The organism is Pontibacter lucknowensis, assembly GCF_900156415.1.
Classification (GTDB): Bacteria; Bacteroidota; Bacteroidia; order Cytophagales; family Hymenobacteraceae; genus Pontibacter; species Pontibacter lucknowensis.
This window is the reverse complement of the sequence record NZ_FTNM01000004.1, coordinates 392,752-415,552: the sequence shown is the minus strand read 5'-3', so window position 1 is coordinate 415,552 and position 22,801 is coordinate 392,752. Positions and strand designations below refer to the sequence as shown.

At 51.1% G+C, this 22,801-nt stretch carries 20 protein-coding genes; 11 read left to right on the top strand and 9 right to left on the bottom strand.

Annotated features, from left to right (window positions below; all coding sequences use genetic code 11):
- Window positions 1-61 precede the first annotated feature (61 nt).
- From BW972_RS14850 to BW972_RS14835, 4 genes are all read right to left on the bottom strand, one after another.
- On the bottom strand, window positions 62-397 hold the full coding sequence (locus BW972_RS14850; RefSeq protein WP_076422727.1) for a DUF2185 domain-containing protein: 336 nt from the start codon (window positions 395-397) through the stop codon (window positions 62-64).
- Window positions 398-483: 86 nt separating this feature from the next.
- A complete protein-coding gene (locus tag BW972_RS14845; RefSeq protein ID WP_076422688.1) occupies window positions 484-825 on the bottom strand; it encodes a hypothetical protein in 342 nt (113 codons plus the stop codon).
- A gap of 69 nt (window positions 826-894) precedes the next feature.
- A complete protein-coding gene (locus BW972_RS14840) occupies window positions 895-3,030 on the bottom strand; it encodes a flotillin family protein (RefSeq protein WP_076422687.1) in 2,136 nt (711 codons plus the stop codon).
- A gap of 5 nt (window positions 3,031-3,035) precedes the next feature.
- Window positions 3,036-3,662 (bottom strand): OB-fold-containig protein, encoded by a 627-nt coding sequence (locus BW972_RS14835; RefSeq protein WP_076422686.1) that lies wholly within the window; start codon window positions 3,660-3,662, stop codon window positions 3,036-3,038.
- A 172-nt stretch (window positions 3,663-3,834) separates the two neighbouring features.
- On the opposite strand from BW972_RS14835, the gene BW972_RS14830 reads away from it, so the two are divergent.
- The 3 genes from BW972_RS14830 to BW972_RS14820 all read left to right on the top strand — a co-directional run bounded on the left by BW972_RS14830 (window position 3,835) and on the right by BW972_RS14820 (window position 6,201).
- The gene (locus BW972_RS14830; RefSeq protein WP_076422685.1) at window positions 3,835-4,485 is read left to right on the top strand and encodes a CatA-like O-acetyltransferase; all 651 of its coding nucleotides are present in this window, start codon (window positions 3,835-3,837) and stop codon (window positions 4,483-4,485) included.
- A 164-nt stretch (window positions 4,486-4,649) separates the two neighbouring features.
- Window positions 4,650-5,723 carry a 3-oxoacyl-ACP synthase III family protein gene (locus BW972_RS14825; protein ID WP_076422684.1) on the top strand — a complete coding sequence of 358 codons (1,074 nt, stop codon included), beginning with the start codon at window positions 4,650-4,652 and terminating at the stop codon, window positions 5,721-5,723.
- A 226-nt stretch (window positions 5,724-5,949) separates the two neighbouring features.
- Window positions 5,950-6,201 carry a hypothetical protein gene (locus BW972_RS14820; RefSeq protein ID WP_007655196.1) on the top strand — a complete coding sequence of 84 codons (252 nt, stop codon included), beginning with the start codon at window positions 5,950-5,952 and terminating at the stop codon, window positions 6,199-6,201.
- Between the two features lie 78 nt (window positions 6,202-6,279).
- On the opposite strand, the gene BW972_RS14815 is transcribed toward BW972_RS14820, so the two are convergent.
- Complete coding sequence (locus BW972_RS14815) at window positions 6,280-7,014, bottom strand: Mut7-C RNAse domain-containing protein (protein WP_076422683.1); 735 nt, start codon at window positions 7,012-7,014, stop codon at window positions 6,280-6,282.
- Between the two features lie 107 nt (window positions 7,015-7,121).
- Complete coding sequence (locus tag BW972_RS14810) at window positions 7,122-9,590, bottom strand: outer membrane beta-barrel family protein (RefSeq protein WP_083674194.1); 2,469 nt, start codon at window positions 9,588-9,590, stop codon at window positions 7,122-7,124.
- Between the two features lie 322 nt (window positions 9,591-9,912).
- On the opposite strand from BW972_RS14810, the gene BW972_RS14805 reads away from it, so the two are divergent.
- The 3 genes from BW972_RS14805 to BW972_RS14795 all read left to right on the top strand — a co-directional run bounded on the left by BW972_RS14805 (window position 9,913) and on the right by BW972_RS14795 (window position 15,897).
- Window positions 9,913-11,223 carry an NCS2 family permease gene (locus tag BW972_RS14805; protein WP_040574002.1) on the top strand — a complete coding sequence of 437 codons (1,311 nt, stop codon included), beginning with the start codon at window positions 9,913-9,915 and terminating at the stop codon, window positions 11,221-11,223.
- 60 nt (window positions 11,224-11,283) lie between these two features.
- Window positions 11,284-14,559 carry a S41 family peptidase gene (locus BW972_RS14800; protein WP_076422682.1) on the top strand — a complete coding sequence of 1,092 codons (3,276 nt, stop codon included), beginning with the start codon at window positions 11,284-11,286 and terminating at the stop codon, window positions 14,557-14,559.
- A 276-nt stretch (window positions 14,560-14,835) separates the two neighbouring features.
- On the top strand, window positions 14,836-15,897 hold the full coding sequence (locus tag BW972_RS14795) for an ArsO family NAD(P)H-dependent flavin-containing monooxygenase (protein ID WP_007655207.1): 1,062 nt from the start codon (window positions 14,836-14,838) through the stop codon (window positions 15,895-15,897).
- A gap of 49 nt (window positions 15,898-15,946) precedes the next feature.
- Here the strand turns inward: BW972_RS14795 and BW972_RS14790 are convergent, their stop codons facing one another.
- Window positions 15,947-16,711 (bottom strand): oxygenase MpaB family protein, encoded by a 765-nt coding sequence (locus BW972_RS14790; RefSeq protein ID WP_076422681.1) that lies wholly within the window; start codon window positions 16,709-16,711, stop codon window positions 15,947-15,949.
- A 252-nt stretch (window positions 16,712-16,963) separates the two neighbouring features.
- On the opposite strand from BW972_RS14790, the gene BW972_RS14785 reads away from it, so the two are divergent.
- Complete coding sequence (locus BW972_RS14785; protein ID WP_007655208.1) at window positions 16,964-17,824, top strand: bestrophin family protein; 861 nt, start codon at window positions 16,964-16,966, stop codon at window positions 17,822-17,824.
- Window positions 17,825-18,201: 377 nt separating this feature from the next.
- A complete protein-coding gene (locus BW972_RS14780; protein WP_394333665.1) occupies window positions 18,202-18,438 on the top strand; it encodes a DUF3820 family protein in 237 nt (78 codons plus the stop codon).
- A 7-nt stretch (window positions 18,439-18,445) separates the two neighbouring features.
- Here BW972_RS14780 and BW972_RS14775 read toward each other — a convergent pair whose 3' ends face one another.
- Together BW972_RS14775 and BW972_RS14770 are read right to left on the bottom strand one after the other, a co-directional pair.
- Complete coding sequence (locus BW972_RS14775) at window positions 18,446-18,907, bottom strand: DUF4268 domain-containing protein (RefSeq protein ID WP_051017754.1); 462 nt, start codon at window positions 18,905-18,907, stop codon at window positions 18,446-18,448.
- A gap of 166 nt (window positions 18,908-19,073) precedes the next feature.
- Window positions 19,074-19,961 carry a hypothetical protein gene (locus BW972_RS14770; protein WP_143732100.1) on the bottom strand — a complete coding sequence of 296 codons (888 nt, stop codon included), beginning with the start codon at window positions 19,959-19,961 and terminating at the stop codon, window positions 19,074-19,076.
- A 302-nt stretch (window positions 19,962-20,263) separates the two neighbouring features.
- Between BW972_RS14770 and BW972_RS20070 the strand changes: the two genes are divergently transcribed.
- The 3 genes from BW972_RS20070 to BW972_RS14755 all read left to right on the top strand — a co-directional run bounded on the left by BW972_RS20070 (window position 20,264) and on the right by BW972_RS14755 (window position 22,766).
- The gene (locus tag BW972_RS20070; protein ID WP_317042639.1) at window positions 20,264-20,653 is read left to right on the top strand and encodes a GNAT family N-acetyltransferase; all 390 of its coding nucleotides are present in this window, start codon (window positions 20,264-20,266) and stop codon (window positions 20,651-20,653) included.
- Window positions 20,535-21,179 carry a dioxygenase family protein gene (locus BW972_RS14760; RefSeq protein ID WP_076422679.1) on the top strand — a complete coding sequence of 215 codons (645 nt, stop codon included), beginning with the start codon at window positions 20,535-20,537 and terminating at the stop codon, window positions 21,177-21,179. The genes BW972_RS20070 and BW972_RS14760 overlap by 119 nt, the downstream gene beginning before the upstream one ends.
- 132 nt (window positions 21,180-21,311) lie before the next feature.
- Complete coding sequence (locus tag BW972_RS14755) at window positions 21,312-22,766, top strand: M48 family metalloprotease (RefSeq protein WP_076422678.1); 1,455 nt, start codon at window positions 21,312-21,314, stop codon at window positions 22,764-22,766.
- The last annotated feature ends 35 nt before the right edge of the window (window positions 22,767-22,801 follow it).

Below are 22,801 nucleotides of genomic sequence, written 5' to 3'. Positions count from 1 at the left end.
GCGTTCTTAAGGTGTTGCTGCATCAGCAAGGTTAGTTAAGTATAGTGTTGATGTTCTCCCTTTATTCTTCTATGACTATAAACTTATCTGTTGCTTCAGTCCGCTCAAGCTCAACTCCTTCTTCTAATTCCAAATACGGTATTATAGTGGGGTCATAATTTGCAATGGTATTAACATCGTAGATTGCTAAGTTATTTGAGTTGTCCGCATACTCTTGCGTTTCTGTTCCTGAAAAGAATCTCCAACCGCTGTCATGTTCGAACTCTGGTTCCTCTCGATACATGTAGGCCACAGGTAAACCTTCTACTGTAATTTTATCGGATGCAATACAGCCACCCATTGGTGCAATCAGCTGCACTATCTGACCAGCTTCTAGTTTGAATTTCTTGGTTTTCATAAGCATCAATTGCACAATACGGTCTCGTTTATACCTTGTGCGAGACTATCAGTTGAAGCATAGGATATAAACTGAATTGGCAGAAGTTATTTTACTTCTAATTCAAGGTTCTCCTTTAATTTCCCATCGAAATACATCTGTTGTACCTTGTCGATAATTTTTCCAATCATCAATTCAATTTGATTCTTTTCTATCCCCAATTCACTAAGGTTATCATAGAGGGAGTCATCATAATCCAACATCTCACCATCAGCATTGTCTAACTTAGTGATGTCAAAAATTGAGAGTTTTCCAGTACGCAAAATCTTGACATCATAATATGCCAGGATTCTGGCAGGTTTTTCGGAAACCAATTCATTACCCTTCCACGTCTTGACAATGTATGGTTTGCGCGTATCGTTTTTTTCTATTTGAAACTCTACAGTCATTTTATATTATTGTCAATACATGCATAAAAAGCCCCTCTCCTGTTTTTAGGAGAGGGATTTGGGGTGAGGTTAGTTCAAAGAAATGTACGGCTTATCCGCAATCCCCATGGCTGTGGCCGTGGTGGTCAGCTGCTTCAACGTATTGAGCGTGCTTTCATCAGCGCTGCTTTGCATCATTTTCAGCAAAAGGGCCGATACGCTCAGGTTGCGCACGTCATCGGAGTCCATGCCGAACTGACTCACGAAGCGCTGCAGGTTCTCGCGGAAGTCCACATGCCCATTGCCGTTTGGCTGGAAGAAGGTTTCCTTCACCGTGTTCAGCACTTCGCTGTTACCTACCAGTCGGTCCACCTGCTTGCCTTTGGTGATGGAGCCCACTATCTGGTCGAAGAACATGGTTTCGCCACCCACGATGTCGATCTTCGCTGCTTTCAGGGCCTCGGAAATTACCTCGGCCTGCGCACCGGCAATGTCTTTCTGGATGTTGATCTGGGCCAGTTCGATGGCTTTATCTTTCTCCAGGCGCAGCTTGAACTCCTCATGCTCTTTGCCCACGCCATCGAGTTTGCGCATGGCTTCGGCTTTCTCCTCTATACCTTTGGCGTCTACCGTAAACTTCTCGCCAATCACACGAGCCTCTGCCAGACCGCGTTTCTCTTCTGCTGACGCCATGTTTTCTACGACAGTCGCTTCAGCTATACCTTTCTCTTTGGTCACTTTGGCGGTTACCATACCCAGTTTCTCGTCGGCTTCGGCTTGTGCGTTGGCTTTGGCTTTGATCACCAGCGCCTCGGCTTCGCCTTCTTTCTGACGGGCATGGGCCTTGGCTTCCATCACCTGTGCCTCTGACAAACCGATCGCTGCTGCCTGCGCTGCCTCGGCCTCAGCCATGGTCTTAATAGCCTGGGCCCGGTTGTTCGAAGACACCTGCTCTGCCTCGGCGTCGATCAGCATTTGCTTGGCTCGGAACTCCGCCGCCTGACGGGCCGCCTCAGCGCTCTTGATCTCTTTCACCAGCGACTCTTCCGCTTCCTTCTCTGCATTCTTGATCGCCACTGCTTTGGTACGCTCTGCTTCCGCAAATGCCCTGGTGTCCTTGATTTTCTCTTCTTCTTCCACCACGGCTTTCTCCACAGTCACACGCTCGCGGATGATGCCCTGAATGTTCTTGCGCTCCTCTTCAATGGCTTTTTCTTTCTCGATCTGCGCCAGTGCTACAATACGCTCTTTCTCGTTCTCCTCGAGCAATCTTGCTTGCTCCACTCGCTCCGTTTCGATGGCGTCGGTACGCTGCTTACTGCGCTCTGCCACCAGGATCTGGCGGTCTTTGTTCTGCTCGGCTATTTTTACTTCTTCATCGGTCGCGATGCGGGCTTTCTCTGCCTTCAGGCGCTCTTCGTGGCGCACTTTTTCCATCTCAGCAAACTCACGTGATTTGATGTTGGCAATCTCACGCTTCTGCTTTTCCTCATTTTCAGCCAATTGCTTCTCAAGCTCCAGGATGGTTTCCTGCGCTTCTACGTCCTGCTTCTTGATGGTCTTTTGTTTCTCGCGCTCAATCAGGTTGGCCTGCACCTTTTGCTTGGCCGTCAGGTCGATGATCTTCTTGATACCCTCGGCGTCAAGGATGTTGTTCTCGTTCAGGTTCTGCAGCGGCGTCTGCTCCAGGTAGTCAATGGCACAGTCGTCGAGGATGTAGCCGTTCAGGTCGGTACCAATGGTTTGCAGGATCTGGCGCTTAAAATCGTCGCGGCTCTGGTAGAGGTCCACGAAGTCAAAATGCTTACCCACGGTTTTCAGCGCTTCCGAGAACTTCGCATCGAACAGGCTTTCGAGTGCCGAGTGATCAGAGGCACGCTTACAGCCAATGGATTGCGCCACCTGGATCACGTCCTCCGGCGTCTTGTTCACGCGCAAAAAGAAGTTCACCTTGATGTCGGCACGCAGGTTGTCTTTACAGATCAGACCTTCCGAACCGGTACGGGAAATCACGATAGTTTTGAGGGTGATGTCCATCACTTCCAGTTTATGGATAACTGGTACGACGAATATACCTGAGAACGACACTTTCGTATCGCCCAGACCGGTGCGCACCATGGCCTCGCCCTGGATGGCCTTCTGGTACATTTTGATAACGATGGCAATAAAGCCAATGGCGACTACCGCCAAAATTGCGACGATAGACCAGGATAAAGATTCTAACATGGGAATTAAATGGTTTGGTAAGGTTCTATGAGGTAAAATTTGTTTTCAGCATTGTACTCGAGCACCAGCGCTGTCTCCCCTTTCTGCACAGCGGAGCCGTGGGAGGTTTTGACGTTGAGCAAAAGCGGCGCACCCGTGGTTTTCACGGCAGCCTGCCCCAACTCGTGGCCGCTGGCCGGCAAGGTAACCGTGCAGATCTGCCCGATAATATTGGCAGCCGATTCGTGCTCTTTCTCCATGGCGGAAAAGACGCGCACGAAAGGCATGGTCAGAAACTTAGCAAAGAATAGCGCGGCCACAAAAGCCGGGATCAGGTATAGCCACCCAAGCAGGGTATAGCCTTCGTTGAGGTAGTAGTTGGCCAGGATCGAGAACGCCCAGAAAGGCAGCGCCAGGAAAGTCAGGAACACCATGAAAGGCACCTTGCCCAGGTTGAAGAAGGCCAGCACATTGTTGAGCCAGCTGACGGCAGACACACCATCGGCATCCACCTCAGGCTCCACCTCCACATCAAAAAAGTCGAGGTCCAGAAAGCCGAAGATGACGGCCAGCCAGTACAGCAGCACGAAGGCCAGCAAGGCGGTGGGAATGATGTTGACGGCGGAAAAAGTAGCTTGTAAAAGTTCGTTCATAGGCAATTGCAGATAATGACATATATTGTGCTATAAATATAAAAGAATATTCATAACAAAGCATACACTTTTTGCATTTCGCCCCTGGAAAAAATGAGAAATGTGCAGCATCCCCTATCTTTGCGCTTTCGTTTACAAATGACAGTCTACCGAAAAACTGTCCTACTTATACATGCAGAACCGCTACAGCAAAGAAATAATCCCTATCAAAGGGTGGGAACGGGAAGAAACCTTCCGATTTTTCAGCACCTTCACCCAGCCGTTTTTCAACGTTCACACAGAAGCCGACATCACCCCGCTTTATCAGTATTGCAAACAGCACGGTTTGTCTATTTCGCTGGCCTACATGCACGCCACCGTGCAGGCTGCCAGGCAGGTAGAGAACTTCCTGCTGCGCATCGAAAACGGGCAGGTGGTCCGGTATAGCGGACTGGACCTGTCGACCACCATTCTCAAAGACAACAAGCAGATCGCTTTCACCCACTTCCCCTTTCACGAAGAGCTGGCCGATTTCTGTGCCGAAGGCGCCCACATCATTGCAGCCGTAAAGCAAAGCACGAAGCTCTTCAACGGCCATCAAGGTATAGACCTGCTGCACATGACCACGTTACCCTGGTTCACCTTCAGAGGCATGGAGCATGCCTTCTCGATCGGGCAGGAAGATGCAGGTATACCGAAGATCGGGTATGGCAAACTGGAGATGCGCGGCGATCAGGTATACCTGCCTATCAGCATCGGACTGCACCACGCCCTAGCGGATGGCTACCACATGCACCTGTTCATGGAGGAGCTGAATCGGGTGGTTCAACGCTATACCTTGTAGAATTCTACGTATTTGTTGCGCTATACCTGAAGTCAGTATAAAATGCAATAATGTTTAAACATTTTCGGTAGAATTATCTTGCCGTATATAGTGACAACCAATATATTGTGTAGCAGTTGGGTCATGTACCCAACTGACTTTTCCTCACCCTATAATCTACCAATATGTGGCGATCCGTTATCACCGGCACCGGCAGTTATATTCCGACTGAAGTAAAAACCAACCAGGACTTCACCTCTCACAATTTCTACACTGATCAGAACGAGCCGATCGGGGTTTGCCCGAACGTGGTTGTTGAGAAATTTCAAAAGATAACAGGTATAGCGGAGCGCCGCTACGTGGCCTCCCACCTCACCACTTCCGACATTGCTACACTCGCGGCCGAAGAAGCAATTCGCAGCAGCGGCATCGATCCTGAAACGCTGGACATGATCATCGTGGCGCATAATTTCGGCAACGTCATTGAGGGCACCATTCAGTCGGATGCCGTGCCGGCGCTGGCCAGTCGTGTAAAGCACAACCTCAAAATTAAGAGTCCGAACTGCGTGGCGTACGACATACTGTTTGGCTGTCCGGGTTGGGTGCAGGGGATGATCCAGGCGGATGCTTTTTTTAAGGCAGGAATGGCCCGAAAGGCACTGGTGATCGGGGCTGAAACCCTCTCCCGCGTCATCGACATGTACGACCGCGACAGCATGATCTTCAGCGACGGCGCCGGTGCCTCGGTGGTGGAGTACCAGCAGGTGCCCGAAGACGGCAGCGGTATACTGGCCAGCTGCGCCCGCAGCCACAGCGTGGAGGAGGCCTATTACATCAACATGAACAAGTCCTATATGCCGGACGGTGACCCGCGGGTGCGCTACATCAAAATGAAGGGCCGCAAGGTATACGAGTACGCCATCAAGCTCGTGCCGGAGGCCATGAAGGAGTGCCTGGATCTGTGTGGCGTGGATATCAAGGACGTGAAAAAGGTATTCATCCACCAGGCCAACGAGAAAATGGACGAGGGTATGATACAGGCGCTCTTCAAACTCTACGGCCGGCGCGACATTCCGGAAGATATCATGCCGATGAGCATCCACTACCTGGGCAACAGCTCCGTGGCCACCGTGCCGACGCTCTACGACATTGTGCGCAGAGGCCAGGATGAGAAGCACGAACTCAACGACGGCGACATCATTCTGTTCGCTTCCGTGGGGGCAGGTATGAACATAAACGCGATCTGCTACAGGGTATAGCTCCAGATTCAGAGGCTAAACAGGAAGTCCTTGCTACTGCTAGCGGGGACTTCCTGTTTGTATAAATCGGGGGTCTATTACTCTACTCAAATACTTCGCTTACCCTTAATTTTTTGTAAATTGCATTAACATAGTGCCGGGCAAAATTGTATACCTGCTAGTGGCTATGATCTGCTCTGGCAGATGTGCTAAGCAGAGGGAATATTTTATTTTTATACCTGATTAAATGAAGAATTTGCTGCTTGTGTTGAAGCCAAAACTTCAGAGTTATTTTTTCTTCAGACACCTAAAGCCTACGCTGCGATTTGTGGCGCTGGTTGCTACACCACTTTGCCTTGTCAACAGCTTTATCGCCTCCCAGGACAGCGTCAACTTCTTTGCCGACTGGGCTACCCGATTTACCTATAGTTTTTTGATTACCTTTCCGCAGGCAGTGGTGTATGTGAGCCTGATCAAGTGGTTCGACAGCAGGAGGTAAAAGGATCTTCTCTACTCCATCAATCGAGGCCATCGATTCTATCAGCCTCCCATCCAAGCCTGAAAAAGTAACCGGCTCCTATACCTCTCCCTGTGCTTCTAGCTGCCTAACGAGCTCCTGCATCCGCTCAAAATGCGAGCCCTTCCAGTATACCCGTCTGCACTGCTGGCACTGGTAAAACTCTTCAAAGTATAGCCTGGTTTTAGGCGGCACTTGCTCCAGCACTTCCTGTTTTTCAACCTGCACAATGTGGCCATTGCACACCATGCAGCGGGTAAAAGGCCGAAGCTGATCCGCCAATTTATACCTGCTGATCACCTCCTGCAGTTGCTCTTCGGTTTGTTGTGAGCGCAGCCAGTAGCCCGCAGGTATAGCCTTGTGCTTGAGCAGGTTCACATCCCGCGTCAGCAGGATGCGCTGCTCCTCATAGGCCAGCCGTACCAGTTCCGCATCGTGCAGGTGCTGCTCGTATACCGTGTCGAAGCCCAGCATGCGCAGGGAGCGGGCCAGCGTGCCGAGGTGCACGTCCAGCACGAATCGACGCTCCGCTATACCTGCCAGCAGCTCCGCTTCCCCGCCTTCAAAAGGGTATACCTCCACCTGCGCCTGCTCCTCCAGCCGCTGACTTAGAGAAGACCGCTCCCCATTCACCAGCACTTCCCGCACCTCCACATGCGGCACCCCCATCGCTTCCATCATATCCTTCAATGTTTGGTGCTCGGCATAGGTATAGCTGATGCTGGTGTTGCGCTGGCGTGGGCGCAGAAAATCGTTCAGGGAACCGTGAAACCGGAAGTGGGCAATGTGGGACATGAGGTAAAAGGTATAGCCAAGGTATACGCATCACAAGATAAAACCGCCCGGACAAGGCCCGGGCGGTTTATCAACTAACAAAAACCAGTCTTTACACTATTTATCACTTAATTCGCTCTTCTTGTCTCTTCCTCGGCACTGCCTGTGCGGCGGCGGGACGGACCAGACTGCGCCTGACCAAAGCGGTAGTTAAAGCTCAGGGTGGCCACCTGCGTGTCTCGGCGCTGGTAGAAGTTCTCTTCATAACGGGCCAGGGCGGTATAACCGTTGGCTTTGTTGGTAAAGAATATGTCCGACACATTGAGTTTCACGCTTGCCTTTCTGTCCCAGAACTGCTTCTGCACACCTGCCGACATAAACCAGATCGGGTCAACTTCCAGGAAGCCATATACCTCGCGGCTGCGGTAAACGCCTACCAGTTCCGCTGACCAGTCGTTTGGCAGTTTGATGGTGTTGTTTGAGTTGAAGTTGAAAGTAGGGCGACCGTTGCTCAGGTCTGTTTCAGCCAAAAAACCTTTGTAGTGACCATAGTAGAGTGTGCCGTTATTCACGCTGTTGAACCAGTTCCCGATCGAGAAAGGCGCAGTCAGAGTCAGGCCATAGTAGTCGAGTGTAGCCAGGTTGCGGAAGGTTTGCACCACCAGCTTCTCTGCATTCGGGTCTGGCGAGAGCACATTCACCATCACATCGGTGGTGTGGCTGTAGCTCAGTTTGGTGATGAAACGCTGATCAAAGGTGTGGGTCAGCTCGAAGGAGTAGGAAAGCTCCGGCTTCAGGGCAGGATTTCCCGCTGCGTAAGTGCTTGGGTCCAGGAAGTTCTTGAACGGGTTGAGCTGGTTGTAGGACGGACGGTTGATGCGGCGACTTACAGACATCCCCAGGTCATGCTTCTTGCTCAGGCTATAGTTAACCGCTGCGCTCGGGAACAGCTGGGTATAGTTGCGTTTAAAGTCATCATCACCTACAACTTGTCTGCCCTTGGCAATCGTATTTTCGAGACGAAGCCCTAGCTGCAAACCTGCTTTCGCCCATTTCTTATTCGCATTGACGTAGGCCGCGTTGATGTTCTCGTCATACAGGAAGTGGTTACTCTTGTCGGTATCCGGCACATTGCCGCCGTTGCTGCGATCAAAAAAGGCCAGGTTGTTGTCGGCCGTAACCAAACTACTTTTTACACCAGCCTCAAAATTGCCACCGATCGCAGCCAGTGGCTGACGGTAGTCTGCACGTGCTGATTTGATGGTCAGCTCACCGTCCAGGGTACCGTACAGCAGGTAGGGACTGCGGATCTGCTCATTGCTCAGGTTGTAATAATTGGTAATGAAGTTCTGCACATCCGTATTGCGGTATGCGATATAATCCACATCGGCCGTGATCTCACGACCTACACTGTCGATCGTGTGCTTCAGGTTGAAATTATAAGCCTGGTTGCGGCGTCCATGCTCTACATCGGCAGTGGTGATGAAAGACGATTCGGGTACGCCAGCTGCATTGATCACACTGGAGCGGTTGTTTGTTCCGCGGTCTAAGTCAGACACGAATCCACTGGCTATTACGCCCAACACTGTTTTAGGAGACAAAAAGTAATCAGCCCCTACTCTGCCGGTGTGATTGTTCAGCGTAAAGTCAAACCTGTTCTGCTGATCATAAGCGCCTATGAAGTTGCCGTTCTCGTCCAGGAAGCGGCGGTAGATATCCAGGTCATTGAAATCTTTGCGCAGCACATAATTGTAGCTGCCGAAGAGGTTGAACTTCTTCGTACGGTGATTCAACTGCACTCCCTGGTTTGACTTGGCGAAGCGCCCCTGTCCGTACGAAGCGTTGAAGGTTCCGTTTGTACCCAGGCTCTTGTCACGCTTCAGGCGGATGTCGATGATGCCCGAGTTGCCGGCCGCATCATATTTCGCAGATGGGTTGGTGATCAGCTCGATTTTCTCCACGCTGCTGGCTGACATGCCGCGCAGCATGTTGGCCAGTTCAGCACCCGACATCGGTACCTGCTTTCCGTCCACCATCACGATTACACCCTGGCGCCCGCGCATGCTGATGTTGTCATTCTGGTCGATCACCACGCCTGGCGCCTTCTCCAGCACTTCCAGGGCCGTGTTGCCAGCTGATACAATGCTGTTCTCCACATTCAGCACCGTTTTGTCGAGATGCTGCTCGATTAGCGGCTTCTGTGCTTCGATCACGACCTCCTTCAGCGCCGTGGCAGACTGACTCATCATAATCGGATTCAGTTTAAGCGCTTCTGACTCGGAGCTTACATTTGCTTCCATAGCCTTTGACTTACCGAAACCTACCATACTCGCCACGACCTTATACCTGCCAACCGCTATACCTTCGAACAGGAAAGCACCGCTCTCGTCAGAGAGTGTCCCTTTCACGAGAGAAGAGTCTGCCGCCTGCAGAAGCAGCACGTTGGCGTAGCCCATCGGCTTGTCAGCTGTTTCCAGCACTTTGCCTGATATGGTGGCCTGCTGTGCCGAGGCGGCTGTGAAAATGAAACATAACAATGGCACCAGCAACAGCACCTTGCCATTAAGTTGAGACTGGATAGATAGAGGATTTTTCATGTGGACTGGATTAAATATTTTTCATAGTTTATTTATCCTTATTCTAATTGCATGCCAACAACATAAAATGCTTGATTTCAACACATTAGACCATATTCAACCGACACCTGTTCTATCTATGTGTCTGATAATGAACACTGTGTTTTAAAAATGGACAATCCGATCAGGTAAGTTTAAAGCAAGAGAGAAGTGTTGTAAGTGAAGGGTTGCTTTAAAGCAAGAAAAAGTTGAGCGCAATACCGGACTTTAACATTTTGTTAAGATATCTCCGTATAAATTGCCTAATATTAAACCGTCATACCTTGCTAACCCACGTCCGAGCATGGAGTCATACTTTGAGCTAAAAAAGAATAACACGAACATTCGGACAGAGGTCCTGGCTGGGCTCACCTCGTTTCTGGCCACTGCTTATATAGTTGTCGTTAATCCATCCATTTTGAGTCAGGCGGGAATGCCTTTTTCGGGAGCGTTGACGGCGACGGTCTTGGTGTCTTTCTTCAGTAGCGTGATGATGGGAATTTATGCCCGCAATCCGATTATTGTGGCGCCAGGCATGGGGCTGAATGCTTTCTTCACTTTTTCTGCGGTGATGGGCATGGGCATCACGTGGCAAGTGGCTTTGGGAGCTGTTTTCTGGTCAGGCATCATCTTCCTGCTGCTCTCGGTCTTCAAGGTACGCACCCTGATTGTCAAGGCCATCCCCCGCCCTTTGCGTTACGCCATCGCCGCAGGCATAGGACTGTTCATCACCCTCATCGGTTTTGCCAATGCCGGCTTCATTGTATCCAATCCGGCTACGACTGTTGGCCTTGGTCCGCTTTCGCCGTCAGTCCTTACTTTTCTGGGTGGGCTATTTCTGATGGCGGTCCTGATCACACGCAACGTAACGGGAGCCATCCTGATCGGTATTGTGCTGACTACCCTGGCGGCTTATCCGCTGGGTCGCTGGTGGGCCATGGAGGCTGATCCGGTTATCAGCTGGCAGGGACTCTTTTCTACGCCCGACTTCAGCCTGGTCCTACAATTGGATCTGATCAATTCGCTGCAGTTTGCTGTCTTTCCGGTGATCTTCGCTTTCGTCTTCACCGATTTGTTCGACAGTCTTTCCACCTTTGTAGGTCTGGCCGAAGCCGCCAACCTGACAGATGAGCACGGGGAGCCACGCAATGTAGCCCGTTCTCTAACAGCTGATGCCATGTCTACTACCATTGCAGGTTTGCTCGGCTCCAGCCCCGGCACGGCCTATGTGGAGTCGGCAGTCGGAATTGAGGCCGGCGGCCGCTCTGGACTGACTGCGGTGGTAGGTGGTTTATTGTTTTTACCTTTCCTTTTTCTGGCTCCGCTCCTCTCCATGATTCCGGCCATTGCGACTGCTCCGGCCCTGGTTTTGGTTGGTGCCTTTATGGTAAGACCGGTTGTCAAAATCAACTGGCTGAAGATGGATGAAGCCATACCTGCCTTTCTGGCCATGGTGCTGATCCCCTTTACCTACTCTATTTCACAGGGCATCATCTGGGGCTTTCTGAGCTGGGCTGTACTCAAGGTCGCCACCGGAAACGCCAGAACCATATCGCCTACGCTGTGGGTGATTGTCGCATTTAGTGTGCTGGCGCTCGTGATGCAGTCGCATTAAGCAATTACCTCGTATATTTTTCCCACAAATCCTTAAATTAGGGCTTTCAATCCGAACCCAATGATCAAAAAGTATGCTTTAGCAGCATTGCTGACCGCCGGATCGGCGCTTTCAGTTGCTGCACAGGACGCACCTTCCTGGATGCGCTACCCGGCTATTTCCCCTGATGGCAAAACCATCGTTTTCACGTACAAAGGAGACCTTTATACCGTACCGGCAGCGGGTGGCACGGCCGTTCCACTCACCCTGCACGAGGCGCATGACTTCATGCCGGTGTGGAGCCACGATGGCAAGTCCATCGCCTTCGCCAGCGACCGCTACGGCAATTTCGACATCTTTGTGATGCCGGCCACTGGTGGTACAGCCCAGCGCATTACCTACCACTCAGCAAACGAATTCCCGTACGAGTTCAGCCACGACAACAAAACGGTATACTTCGGTTCTACCCGCCTCGACGCAGCCAGCAACCGCCAGTACCCAACCGCCTATCATTCGGAGCTGTACCAGGTGGCTGTTGCGGGTGGTCGCGTGAAGCAGGTGCTCACTACACCAGCCGAGGACGTGAAGCTGAGCCGCGATGGCAGTACCATGCTCTACCACGACCGGAAAGGCGGCGAGAATAGCTGGCGCAAACACCACGTGTCCTCCGTAGCACGTGACATCTGGTCTTACGATACCAAATCCGGCAAGCACACCAAGCTGACAACCTACGAAGGTGAGGATCGCAACCCGGTTTTTGCTGATAACGAGAAAACCATCTACTTCCTGAGCGAGGCCAGCGGTACCTTCAACGTGTACAGCATGGCCGCCAAGGGCCCTGCCAAACCAGAGCAGGTGACCAGGTTTGAGAAGCACCCGGTGCGCTTCCTGACCGCTGCCAAGGACGGGACGCTTTCCTTTAGCCAGAACGGCGAGCTCTATACCCGCAAACCGAACGGTCAGGCGCAGAAAGTGAACATTCGCATCGCGACAGATGCCAAGAGTAATAATGAGAGCATCCTATCAGTGGGCAATGGCATACGTGATCTGGCCGTGTCACCTAACGGCAAGGAGGTTGCCTTCATTTACCGCGGAGAGGTGTTTGTGAGCGCCGTAGAGGGTTCTGTGACCAAGCGCATCACCAACACGCCGGAGCAGGAGCGCAGCGTGAGCTTCTCCCCTGACGGTAAGTCGCTGCTCTATGCCAGCGAGCGCGGCAAGAGCTGGAAGATCTACAAGACGGACATCGTACGCGAGGAGGAGCCTTACTTCTATGCCTCTACCCTGCTGAAGGAAACGCCACTGATCGAAAACGACAAGGAGAACTACTCCCCGCTTTATTCTCCGGACGGAAAAGAAGTGGCTTTCCTGGAAGACCGCATGACCCTGAAGGTGCTCAACCTGGCCAGCAAGCAGGTACGCACGCTGCTGACGACGCAGGAGCTCTTCTCCATGCGCGACAACGACCAATATTATACCTGGAGCCCGGATGGCAAATGGCTGCTGTTCGAGTACTCTGAGCCAGGCTTCGCCAATGGCGAGGTGGGCATTATTTCGGCAGACGGCAAAGGCAAGAAGATCAACCTGACCGAAAGCGGCTACAATGACTTTGCTCCGAAATGGATGCAGGGCGGCAAGATGATGATCTGGAACAGTACCCGTGACGGTATGCGCAGCCAGGCCAACAGCGGTGGCGCACAGGCCGACGTATACGCCATGTTCTTCACGCAGGACGCCTTCGACAAGTTCAGACTCAGCAAAGAGGATTATGCCCTGCTGAAGGAACAGGAAGAAAAAGCGGCCAAAGAAAAGGAGAAGGAAAAAGAGCAGGACAAGAAGAAAAAAGCCAGGAAAGACGACGCTCCTAAAAAAGAAGAGCTGCAGATCGATTGGGAGGGCCTGAACTACCGCAAAGCGAAACTGACGCTGCACTCTTCCAACCTGTCGGACGCACTGGTGTCGAAAGACGGAGAAACACTGTACTACCTGGCTAAGTTTGAGAAAGGCTACAACCTATGGTCCACGAGCCTGCGCAGCAAGGAAACCAAAATGCTGGTGACCCTCAACGCCAACCGCGCCAGCATGGTATGGGACAAAGAGCAGAAGAACATTTTCCTGGAGTCGGATGGTAAGATCGTGAAGCTGGATCCTAGTAACAGCACGAAGCAGGAAACTGTGAAGATCGACGGCGAGATGAACCTGGATGCCGCCGCCGAGCGTGCCTTTATGTTCGAGCACGTGTGGCGCCGCACAAAGCAGACCTTCTACACCGCCGGCTATCACGGCGCTAAGTGGGATGAGCTGAAGGCTGACTACGAGGCTTATTTACCTCACATCAGCAACGACCATGAATTCACTGAAATGCTGAGCGAACTGCTGGGCGAGCTGAACGTATCGCACTCCGGCGCCAGCTACAGCAAAAACGATCCGAACGGTGACGCTACTGCCTCATTGGGCATCTTCTACGACCAGACCTATACCGGCAACGGCATTAAACTGGACGAGGTGATCGTGGGGGGACCGCTGACTAAGGCGGGTATGAACCTGCAGGCAGGCATGATCATCGAGAAGATCGATGGCGAAACCATTACACCGGACAAGGACCTGGCGCAGTTCCTGAACCGCAAAGCAGGCAAGAATACCCTGCTCACTGTGATGGATGCCAATGGCAAAAACAGAAGAGATATCACCGTGAAGCCTATCTCGCAAAGCGAGGAAAATGCCTTGCTGTACAAGCGCTGGGTACGCCGCAACGCCGAGGAGGTAGATCGCCTGAGCAACGGGCAACTGGGTTACGTGCACATACCGGGCATGAACGACCCAAGCTACCGCACAGTGTATGAAGAGGTAATGGGCAAATACGCCAACCGCAAAGGTATGGTGGTAGACACCCGCAACAACGGCGGCGGTGACCTGGTAGCAGACCTCGCCATGTTCCTGAGTGGCAAGAAGTTCCTCGACTACACCAACGATACCCGCTCCATGGGTATTGAGCCTTCGTTCCGATGGACCAAGCCGAGTATTGCGCTTGCCAACGAAGCCAACTACAGCGACGGACACTGCTTCGCTTTCAGCTATGCTGACCTGAAGCTGGGCAAGTTGGTAGGTATGCCGGTACCGGGCACCTGTACCTTCGCCGGCTGGGAAATGCTGCAGAACGGATCAGTGCGATGGGGCGTGCCACCACTGGGCGTAAAGGATGTGCAGGGACAGTACCTGGAGAACCTGCAGACTGAGCCAGACGTGAAAGTGGCGAACGAATACGAACTGGTAAGTAAAGGCAAAGACCAGCAACTGGAGGCAGCCGTTCGCGAACTGCTGAAAGATATAGAAACTCAGGGAAGCGCTCAGAAATAAGCTACCCGCAGGTATAGGAAACGCCCCGGCTCTGGTCGGGGCGTTTTGTTTTTGCCTCGGCTATACCTGGGTTTTAATTAGTTATACCTGACGCAGCATACCTCAATTCGTCTCCTTCCTTACCCTAAAGCAGGTAGCTTACCTAATCTGTCATCTCGACGAAAGGAGAGATCTGAATTATTTCAAGATCGAAGCAATACTCCGGATTTATCGCTCTGTCCGAAATGACAGAAAAGCTTAAATCCCGTATCTTCCCACATCAACAGCTTACCTGACATGCAAAAGATCTACGACACCATCGTGATTGGCGGTGGACAAAGTGCGCTGGCCTGTGGCTATTACCTGAACCGGGCAAATCTCAATTACCTGTTACTGGATGACCAGCAGGCTCCCGGCGCTTCCTGGCGACACTACTGGGATTCCCTCACCCTCTTCTCCCCTGCTGCCTTCAGCAGTCTGCCTGGCTGGTTGATGCCGGAGAGCAAGGACGAGTACCCTTCCCGTGACGAGGTGATCGACTACCTGACGCAGTACGAGAACAGGTATAAAGTACCGGTAGAAAGGCCTGTACATGTACAGGATGTCTGTTTTGAAGATGGCCTCTACGTGATTAAAACCAAGGAGAAGACTTACTATACCCGCACCGTCATTAGTGCCACCGGCTCCTTCCGAAAGCCTTTCATACCTGACATCCCAGACGCTGATAAATTCAAAGGAAAGCAGTTGCACTCGGCTGCCTACAAAAAACCGGAGCCGTTCTCCGGAAAGCGGGTGCTGATCGTAGGCGGCGGTAACTCCGGGGCGCAGATTCTGGCTGAAGTATCGGAAGTGGCGGATACAAGCTGGGTAACACTGGAGGAAGTAACCTTTCTGCCGGACGATGTGGACGGGCGTGTGCTTTTTGACCAGGCGTCGGCGCGTTACTATGCCATGCAGCATGGGCGGGAGGTGAACAGCTCACAGTTTCATGTCGGCAATATTGTGATGGTGCCGCCGGTGAAGAAAGCCCGTGATCGGGGAGCATTACACACGGTGCGTCCCTTCTTGCGCTTCTATGAGCAGGGTGTTGTCTGGCAAAATGGTAAACAAGAGAAGATTGATGCCGTGATCTGGTGCACGGGCTACCGCTATGCACTGGACCACCTCGCCTGCCTGCAGTTGGAGCGCGACGAAAAAGGAAGAGTAGCTGTCGAGGGCTCCAGGTCAACACAGCAGCCGGGGCTTTGGCTGGTAGGCTATGGCAACTGGACCGGCTTCGCCTCCGCCACCCTCATTGGAGTGGGCAGAAGCGCCCGGCAAACTGTTGCGGAAATTCAAAAACACCTGGAGCAGGTTTAGACACATTTATTTAACATAAAAAACCGACCAAAGAATTACCAGCAGTTCTTTAGGCTGGGTGTACATCCAGTTCCTTTATTTCGCTCTTATAAGCCGGTGGCAGGATCAGGGACTTGATCAACCAGTCGGCACGCAACCTGCGGCTGAGTTTGTAGACAGACAGCACTGGTTTCAGGACGGACCACTTACCCAATGCAAGCTGCTCGCGCACAATCGGTGGCACGATCAGTTTCTGCCCCTCTAGCAACAGCTTATACCGGACCGGACCCAGGTGCTTGCGATACTGTTTGTACAGATCGGTGGTAAAGTGGCTTGCTGCCAGGTTTTCCTCTAAGTGGCGCTGCCGCATGTGGAGCCAGGACTGGTAACTATCCGGCAGCCCCTGAAGCCCCATGCGTGTACCTACCCGCCAGAACACTTCAAACACACTTTCCTTCTCGGCATCAGAAAGCTTCCGCTCCAGTAACTCAAAGGAGCGGATGGAATAGTCGATCAGCATAAACAGCACGTCACGATATGCCCAGTCAGGTATAGACATCCCGCGTTTAGACTCTACCCCGGCGTGAATCTTGGCCATCGTATCGATCGCTTTGTGGGCCCCATCAAGACTGGAGAACACAATCTGGCGGGCATAGCCTACTGTCGAGAACAAGCGGCCCAGCGGGTCAGCGGGAAGCCGGCCGGTGAAGTAGAGCCAGTCCACCGCTTTGTTGAGTGCAAATTCGGCTGAGGCGCCCGCGAAAATGAAGAGGATGGTATCGCCCTTTCCCCAGATCTCACGCACCACACTGCCCTGCTTTACAAAGTATTCCATATCGTTAGAACAAAGGTATAGGCTAAAATGTGCTGAAAGGGGCTCATTTTTAGTCCCCTGCAGTCTGGAGAGCCCTATGTTGGTATATACAACTGATAATCAAACACATAAATAAAATACCATATTTATTTTTGGAGCAGAGGCTTGCGCATTAAAAAAATTTGTACTTATCTTTAGGCTCAACTTTTAGCCGAGCTGAACCCCGCTTAGCCTGCCCGCTCACTTAGGGACGGGCTAAGCGGATTCTTTTTTATGATCAACTACAACCCCAAAGACTGGTTCGTTTTCATATTCCGTTTCTCGAAGGCCGACACCTTCAGGAAACTCCTGCCCCTTATGCTGGGTGTGGGCGTCTATGCCGGTCTGGTTGCCTACGTAGAGTTGAACTTCCTGAACCTTTCTGAGACGCAGTACATCCGCAACGTAGGCATGATGCATAGCGTGCTGGGTTTTGTCATCTCGCTTTTGCTGGTGTTCCGCACCAACACCGCCTACGACCGCTGGTGGGAAGGCCGCAAGATATGGGGCGGTATCACCAACAGTTCCCGTAACCTGGCCATCAAACTGCAGGCCATCGCAACTGACAAAGACGACCGTCGCTTTTTCAGGTTGATGATCCCGAACTACGCCTTTGCTCTTAAATGCCTGCTGCGCGAAAACGAGGATTTCCGTGAGCTGGATCCCGTGCTCGACCTGAAGAAAGAAAAACACCTGCCCAACCAGGTAGCCGCCGGCATGTATGTACGTCTGAATACCATGTATAAACAGGGGAAAATTGACACGGCACAGATGCTCGTGCTCAACGAAGACATCAGAGCTCTGACTGATCACTGCGGTGCCTGCGAGCGCATCAAGAACACGCCTATACCTTTTACCTACAGCGTCTTCATCAAGAAGTTTATTTTCTTCTATGTTATGACGCTGCCCTTTGGCTGGGTATTCAGCCTGAGCTATTACGTGATACCGGTCGTTATCCTGATTCTGTATGCCCTGGCCAGTCTGGAGCTGATTGCCGAAGAGATCGAGAACCCGTTCGGCACTGACCCGAACGATTTGCCTGTTGACCAGATCTGCCACAACATCCGCAAGCATGTGAGCGAAGTGCTGGATTAAAACTCCCGTCCCCGTTAGGCTCTGCTTGCGACAATGAAATAATTATATTCTGACACATTAAATTATTTCACTCTTTCCCAGTCCTTTACAAAACTCCTCCTATATTTCCTCCCAAAAATATAGGTTTATCTGTATCCTTTAAAACATTCGCCCGTATTCACAGCAGCCAAACGGCTAATAACATTTTGCTATTTCAGGCTGGATCAACACATTTCGAATTTGTTCAGAATGAAGAAATTACAATTTTACTGAAGTTGAAAACACCTGTAGTTAGAGTAAAATGTAACATCACCCTGCCATGATGAAATAAAAAGCCTCCTGTTTCGGGAGGCTTTTTTTGTGCTTGTCAGCTATACCTTATCTTTGGGGAAACTACCATGCCCATGCAACCTGACTCATCCATGCTCACAGAGCTGGTCCGTATGAAAATGCCCTTTGGCAAGTACAAGGACACCGTGTTGTGCTACCTACCCGTTTCCTACCTGGAGTGGTTTGCCCGTGAAGGCTTTCCTCCCGGCAAGCTGGGCATGTTACTCGCTACCCTTTACGAGATCAAAATCAACGGACTGGAGTATTTGCTGGAGCCACTGAAAAGGCAGATGCGCAACAGGTAAGCTATACCTAACGCAACTCGTCAAAGCTGTACTTGGCGTCGTTCCAGAAGGCGTCCAGGGCAATAATGCGGGGTTTGAAAAAAGAAATCAGCGTCGGCCAATCGTTCTGATTGAAAACACTCACGCCTTTTAGCTCTACATAAATGCGGCTCACTACTTTTCCATACTCGTCAGCTGTGTGCAGGTCCCAAGTCCACTCCTCTCCTGCCGTGTCGTGCAACAACTCTTTCAACGCTTCAAACTGCTCGAAGAACATTTGCTGGATCTCAGGGTCAGGCTGCGTCATCTCGATTGCAACAGAGGCCTCTTTCTTATCAGCCTGCATGCGGAAGTACACGTTCTTCAGACCTGTCTTATAATTGATCCAGTTGGTACGCATCCCCTCCGCCGACAGCACCGGCGCCATATACTGCCCAAATGCTGTCCAGAATGCCTGTTTGAGTTTAGAAGCTTGTTCCCGTGTATACATAATCACAAAATTGGCAATTGCCCGGTAGATTAGCAAGGTATACTGCTAAGCAGTAGTACAGATGCTACTGTTTCTGCATTGTATAACCACAGGATAGTCTGGATAAAATGAACAGCTGGCGAAGGCTACGGATTAGCTTAAGATACCTTCTTTATCAACCATGTGCCTACTTTGAACAGGTATAGCTATACTCAAAGTTATATTCTACAAAGTTGCCTTGCGAATATTTCTGTCGTGCTGTTAGTGGGTAGCCTTTATCAGAGTAGGTATACTGTATATCGTATGCAAAATTTATCCGGCCATCTTCACTCCACCTAGTTACGCTTGTTACATTATGAAGCTGAGGCAGATTCAACACGAAGCCGTCAGTTTCATACTGCAGCATGAGGGCAGGCTGTGCCGGGGATGCTGAGAAAGGCGCCTTCCTTGTGTCATACCTGATATCATCTTCATAAGGCAGAAATTGAAATTCAGGATCGATAGGATACGTCTTTACACGTGTCATTACACCATTGGCATACGTAGATTTGAATGATAAATTATGGAATAAGTCAGAGCCTTGCCAAGGTCTCATCGAGTGAAATGCTGATGAGTCTGGCTCATTAGTAGCCCCATAGGTATACTCTACTTTCGCAAGTTCAACAGTAGGGCAATTCACAATTACACTGAAATGCCTCCTTACCAGTAATTGCCCCTGCTCATTATACTCATAAGTATAGATTGTTTCATTACCAGGGCCATCATAAGTACTGGTCAGTATTACCTCCGCAATTCTTCCTTTATCATCATAATGATAGATCGTAACAGCCTCATAGTCTGCAGTGCTGCTTTCCAGACCAGTACGCACTATCTGCGTAATTCTGTTCTGGTTATCATAAGAAAACACATGTTTCATCCGGCTTTGTGGCTGCTTGTTATACTCAGAAGTATAATAACTAATCACCTGCTGCACCAAACAATCTGTTGCTAATGGTTCTTCTTCAACAATTGGGTCTTTTTCGCAGGCACCTAAGAAAAGGCATGATAGCAAAAGGAGGTAAAGGTTTGATTTCATAGCGAAGCAGTTACAGACACAGGCTTGATTTACAATTAAATATACCGATTATACATTAAACGTAAAATTTATATTTCATATTAGATTAACATATAAAATATTGTTTGAATCGCTTATCGAATCAACCGAATTTTACCCTGACGGGCAGATAGACAAGGCTCAGCAGATGATCATGATCCAATACTATGAAAATGGCGACAGCACAGTAAAAGCCCTGCCCCCAAAGCAAGAACGCTAAGCCGTATGAGTTATCAGGTTGACAGGGCTGTTACCGAATCGGATTACCTGGAGCTCGCTGACCTGTGGAAGGCTTCAGTGCGGACAACGCGTCATTTTCTTCAGGAAGAGGATATCAGGTTTTTCCGGAATTCAGGGGTGAAGGCATCGGTAAAACGCTGGTGCAGTATGCTGAGGAAGAGCGCCATGCAAGTCAGGTAGATGTAAATGAACAGAACACCCAAGCTGTCGCATTTTACCAGCGCATGGGTTTCGCATCATTGGACGCTCAGAGCTGGATAGTCTGGGCAAACCTTATCCAATTTTATACATGGAGCGTAACAAGGTATAGACCCTATGGGAAAGTCAGGTATCATATTGTTAGCACTTGTGCTGAGTACCAGTTGCCAGGCGCAGGACAACCGGGAGACCCAGCAGCCTGCACGGCAGGTAGGAGGCCCCTGCGAAGGCTGTGAGGCATTGCACGAGTATGGTGACAAGCAGCTTACTCCTACCGATACGCTCCCTGGCTTTCATCCTGAAGCACAAGACAAGCTCAAAATAACCGGTATCGTATACCTGCCCGATGGCAAAACACCGGCGCAGGATGTCGTCCTGTATATTTACCATACCGACGAAACAGGCATATACCCCACCAGAGGCGACGAGAAAGGCTGGGCCAGGCGGCACGGTTATCTCCGCGGCTGGATCAAGACAGGGGCTGATGGCAGGTATACGTTCTACACCACCAAGCCCGGCACCTACCCTTCCCGATCAGAACCGGCTCATATACACATCACCGTGAAAGAGCCGGACAAAAACGAATACTACCTGGATGATTTTCTGTTTGAAGGCGATCCGCTCCTGACCCCAAAAGTCCGCCAGGAAAGACCTGAACGTGGAGGCTCCTGCATCGTGGCCATGCAGCGGCAGGGCAACACCTTTGTTTTAAACCGGAATATCACCCTGGGGCTTCACATACCTGATTACACTCCCCGTTAAAAACCGCCTGACAGCACCTAAAGTGCCTTTCCCGCAACTTAAAAATTGTATTATCGTTGCTTGTTACATATTCAGCCTCTGCGATATACCTACATTTTGGAAGGGTGCACAGCGGCCTAAAGAACTAAAACAATGAGAAAGAACATAATTTCCGGATTATTGGCATCCGTGTTCCTGATAAGCAGTTCCTGCCAGACTAACCCGGTGACGGGTAAAAAAGACGTGATGTTCATGTCAGAGAGCCAGGAGATCGCCCTTGGGAAGGAAGCCGACCCACAAATAGTAGCAGAGTTTGGACTATACGAAGACCCGGCCCTGCAGCGCTTCATCAGTGAGAAAGGCCAGCAAATGGCCAAGATCTCACACCGTAGCAACCTCAACTACGAGTTCAAGATTGTAGATTCTCCCGTGATCAACGCCTTTGCCGTGCCCGGTGGCTACGTGTATTTCACACGCGGCATCATGGCGCACTTTAACAATGAGGCGCAGTTTGCAGGTGTACTCGGTCACGAGATCGGGCACATCACCGCACGCCATTCTGCCCAGCAGCAAAGCAAGTCTATCCTCGCACAGGGTGGCCTGCTGCTTGGTATGATCCTGTCGCCTACGGTAGCGCAGTACGGCCAGGAGGTGTCGCAGGGACTCGGGCTGTTGATGCTCAAGTACGGGCGCGATGCCGAGCGCGAGTCAGACCGACTGGGAGTGGAATACTCGACTAAGATCGGCTACGACGCCTCCGAGATGGCCGACTTCTTCACCACACTGCAGCGCAAGCAGGAGGAAAGCGGTCAGGCGCTGCCATCCTTCCTTTCCTCCCACCCTGACCCGGGCGACCGTTACAATACGGTGCACCAACTGGCAGCTGAGGAAAAAAAGAAGCAGAACCTGACCAATGCCCAGGTTAACCGCAACAACTACCTCAAAATGATTGACGGGCTTATCTATGGAGAAGACCCCAAACAGGGCTTTGTGGAGAACAACGTATTCTATCATCCTGTGCTGAAGTTCCAGTACAACATGCCAGCCAACTGGGGCTACCAGAATTCCCCGCAGCAGGTGCAGATGGGCCCGAAGGACGGGAGCGCCGTGTTGGTGCTCACCCTGGCTCCTGGTGCCAACCCAACGGAGGCAGCCCAACAAACACTGCAGCGCTATAATTTGCAGCCTGTCGAAAGCAAGGAGGTGACTGTAAACGGACTGCCTGCCATTGCGGTAGTAGCCGATCCTGCTCCGCAGCAACAGCAACAACAGCAACAGCAGCCGTTGCGCACGCTCACCTACTTTATACAGTACGGGGGGAATATTTACAGCCTGATGGGTATCACCACTGCACAGAACTTTAATACCTATTTTCAGCAGTTCAGCAGCAGCATGCAGAGTTTCCGTGAATTGTCAGACCCCGACAAGCTGAACAGACAGCCAGAGCGCATCAGCATTGTAACAGTGTCGAAAGCCACTACACTGGCCCAGGCCTTGCGCAGCAACAACATGCCCGATGCCCGCCACAATGAGTTGGCTGTGCTAAACGGCATGCAACTGAATGACCAGGTACCCGCCGGCACTATGATCAAGGTAGTGAGGAAATAAGATTTAAAGCTCAGGTATAAAAAACGCCCTGCTTC

Coding starts and splice junctions, on each gene's coding strand:
- BW972_RS14850 (WP_076422727.1), bottom strand. CDS start 397: ATGAAAACCAAGAAATTCAAACTAGAAGCTGGTCAGATAGTGCAGCTG.
- BW972_RS14845 (WP_076422688.1), bottom strand. CDS start 825: ATGACTGTAGAGTTTCAAATAGAAAAAAACGATACGCGCAAACCATAC.
- BW972_RS14840 (WP_076422687.1), bottom strand. CDS start 3,030: ATGTTAGAATCTTTATCCTGGTCTATCGTCGCAATTTTGGCGGTAGTC.
- BW972_RS14835 (WP_076422686.1), bottom strand. CDS start 3,662: ATGAACGAACTTTTACAAGCTACTTTTTCCGCCGTCAACATCATTCCC.
- BW972_RS14830 (WP_076422685.1), top strand. CDS start 3,835: ATGCAGAACCGCTACAGCAAAGAAATAATCCCTATCAAAGGGTGGGAA.
- BW972_RS14825 (WP_076422684.1), top strand. CDS start 4,650: ATGTGGCGATCCGTTATCACCGGCACCGGCAGTTATATTCCGACTGAA.
- BW972_RS14820 (WP_007655196.1), top strand. CDS start 5,950: ATGAAGAATTTGCTGCTTGTGTTGAAGCCAAAACTTCAGAGTTATTTT.
- BW972_RS14815 (WP_076422683.1), bottom strand. CDS start 7,014: ATGTCCCACATTGCCCACTTCCGGTTTCACGGTTCCCTGAACGATTTT.
- BW972_RS14810 (WP_083674194.1), bottom strand. CDS start 9,590: ATGAAAAATCCTCTATCTATCCAGTCTCAACTTAATGGCAAGGTGCTG.
- BW972_RS14805 (WP_040574002.1), top strand. CDS start 9,913: ATGGAGTCATACTTTGAGCTAAAAAAGAATAACACGAACATTCGGACA.
- BW972_RS14800 (WP_076422682.1), top strand. CDS start 11,284: ATGATCAAAAAGTATGCTTTAGCAGCATTGCTGACCGCCGGATCGGCG.
- BW972_RS14795 (WP_007655207.1), top strand. CDS start 14,836: ATGCAAAAGATCTACGACACCATCGTGATTGGCGGTGGACAAAGTGCG.
- BW972_RS14790 (WP_076422681.1), bottom strand. CDS start 16,711: ATGGAATACTTTGTAAAGCAGGGCAGTGTGGTGCGTGAGATCTGGGGA.
- BW972_RS14785 (WP_007655208.1), top strand. CDS start 16,964: ATGATCAACTACAACCCCAAAGACTGGTTCGTTTTCATATTCCGTTTC.
- BW972_RS14780 (WP_394333665.1), top strand. CDS start 18,202: ATGCCCATGCAACCTGACTCATCCATGCTCACAGAGCTGGTCCGTATG.
- BW972_RS14775 (WP_051017754.1), bottom strand. CDS start 18,907: ATGTATACACGGGAACAAGCTTCTAAACTCAAACAGGCATTCTGGACA.
- BW972_RS14770 (WP_143732100.1), bottom strand. CDS start 19,961: ATGAAATCAAACCTTTACCTCCTTTTGCTATCATGCCTTTTCTTAGGT.
- BW972_RS14760 (WP_076422679.1), top strand. CDS start 20,535: ATGGGAAAGTCAGGTATCATATTGTTAGCACTTGTGCTGAGTACCAGT.
- BW972_RS14755 (WP_076422678.1), top strand. CDS start 21,312: ATGAGAAAGAACATAATTTCCGGATTATTGGCATCCGTGTTCCTGATA.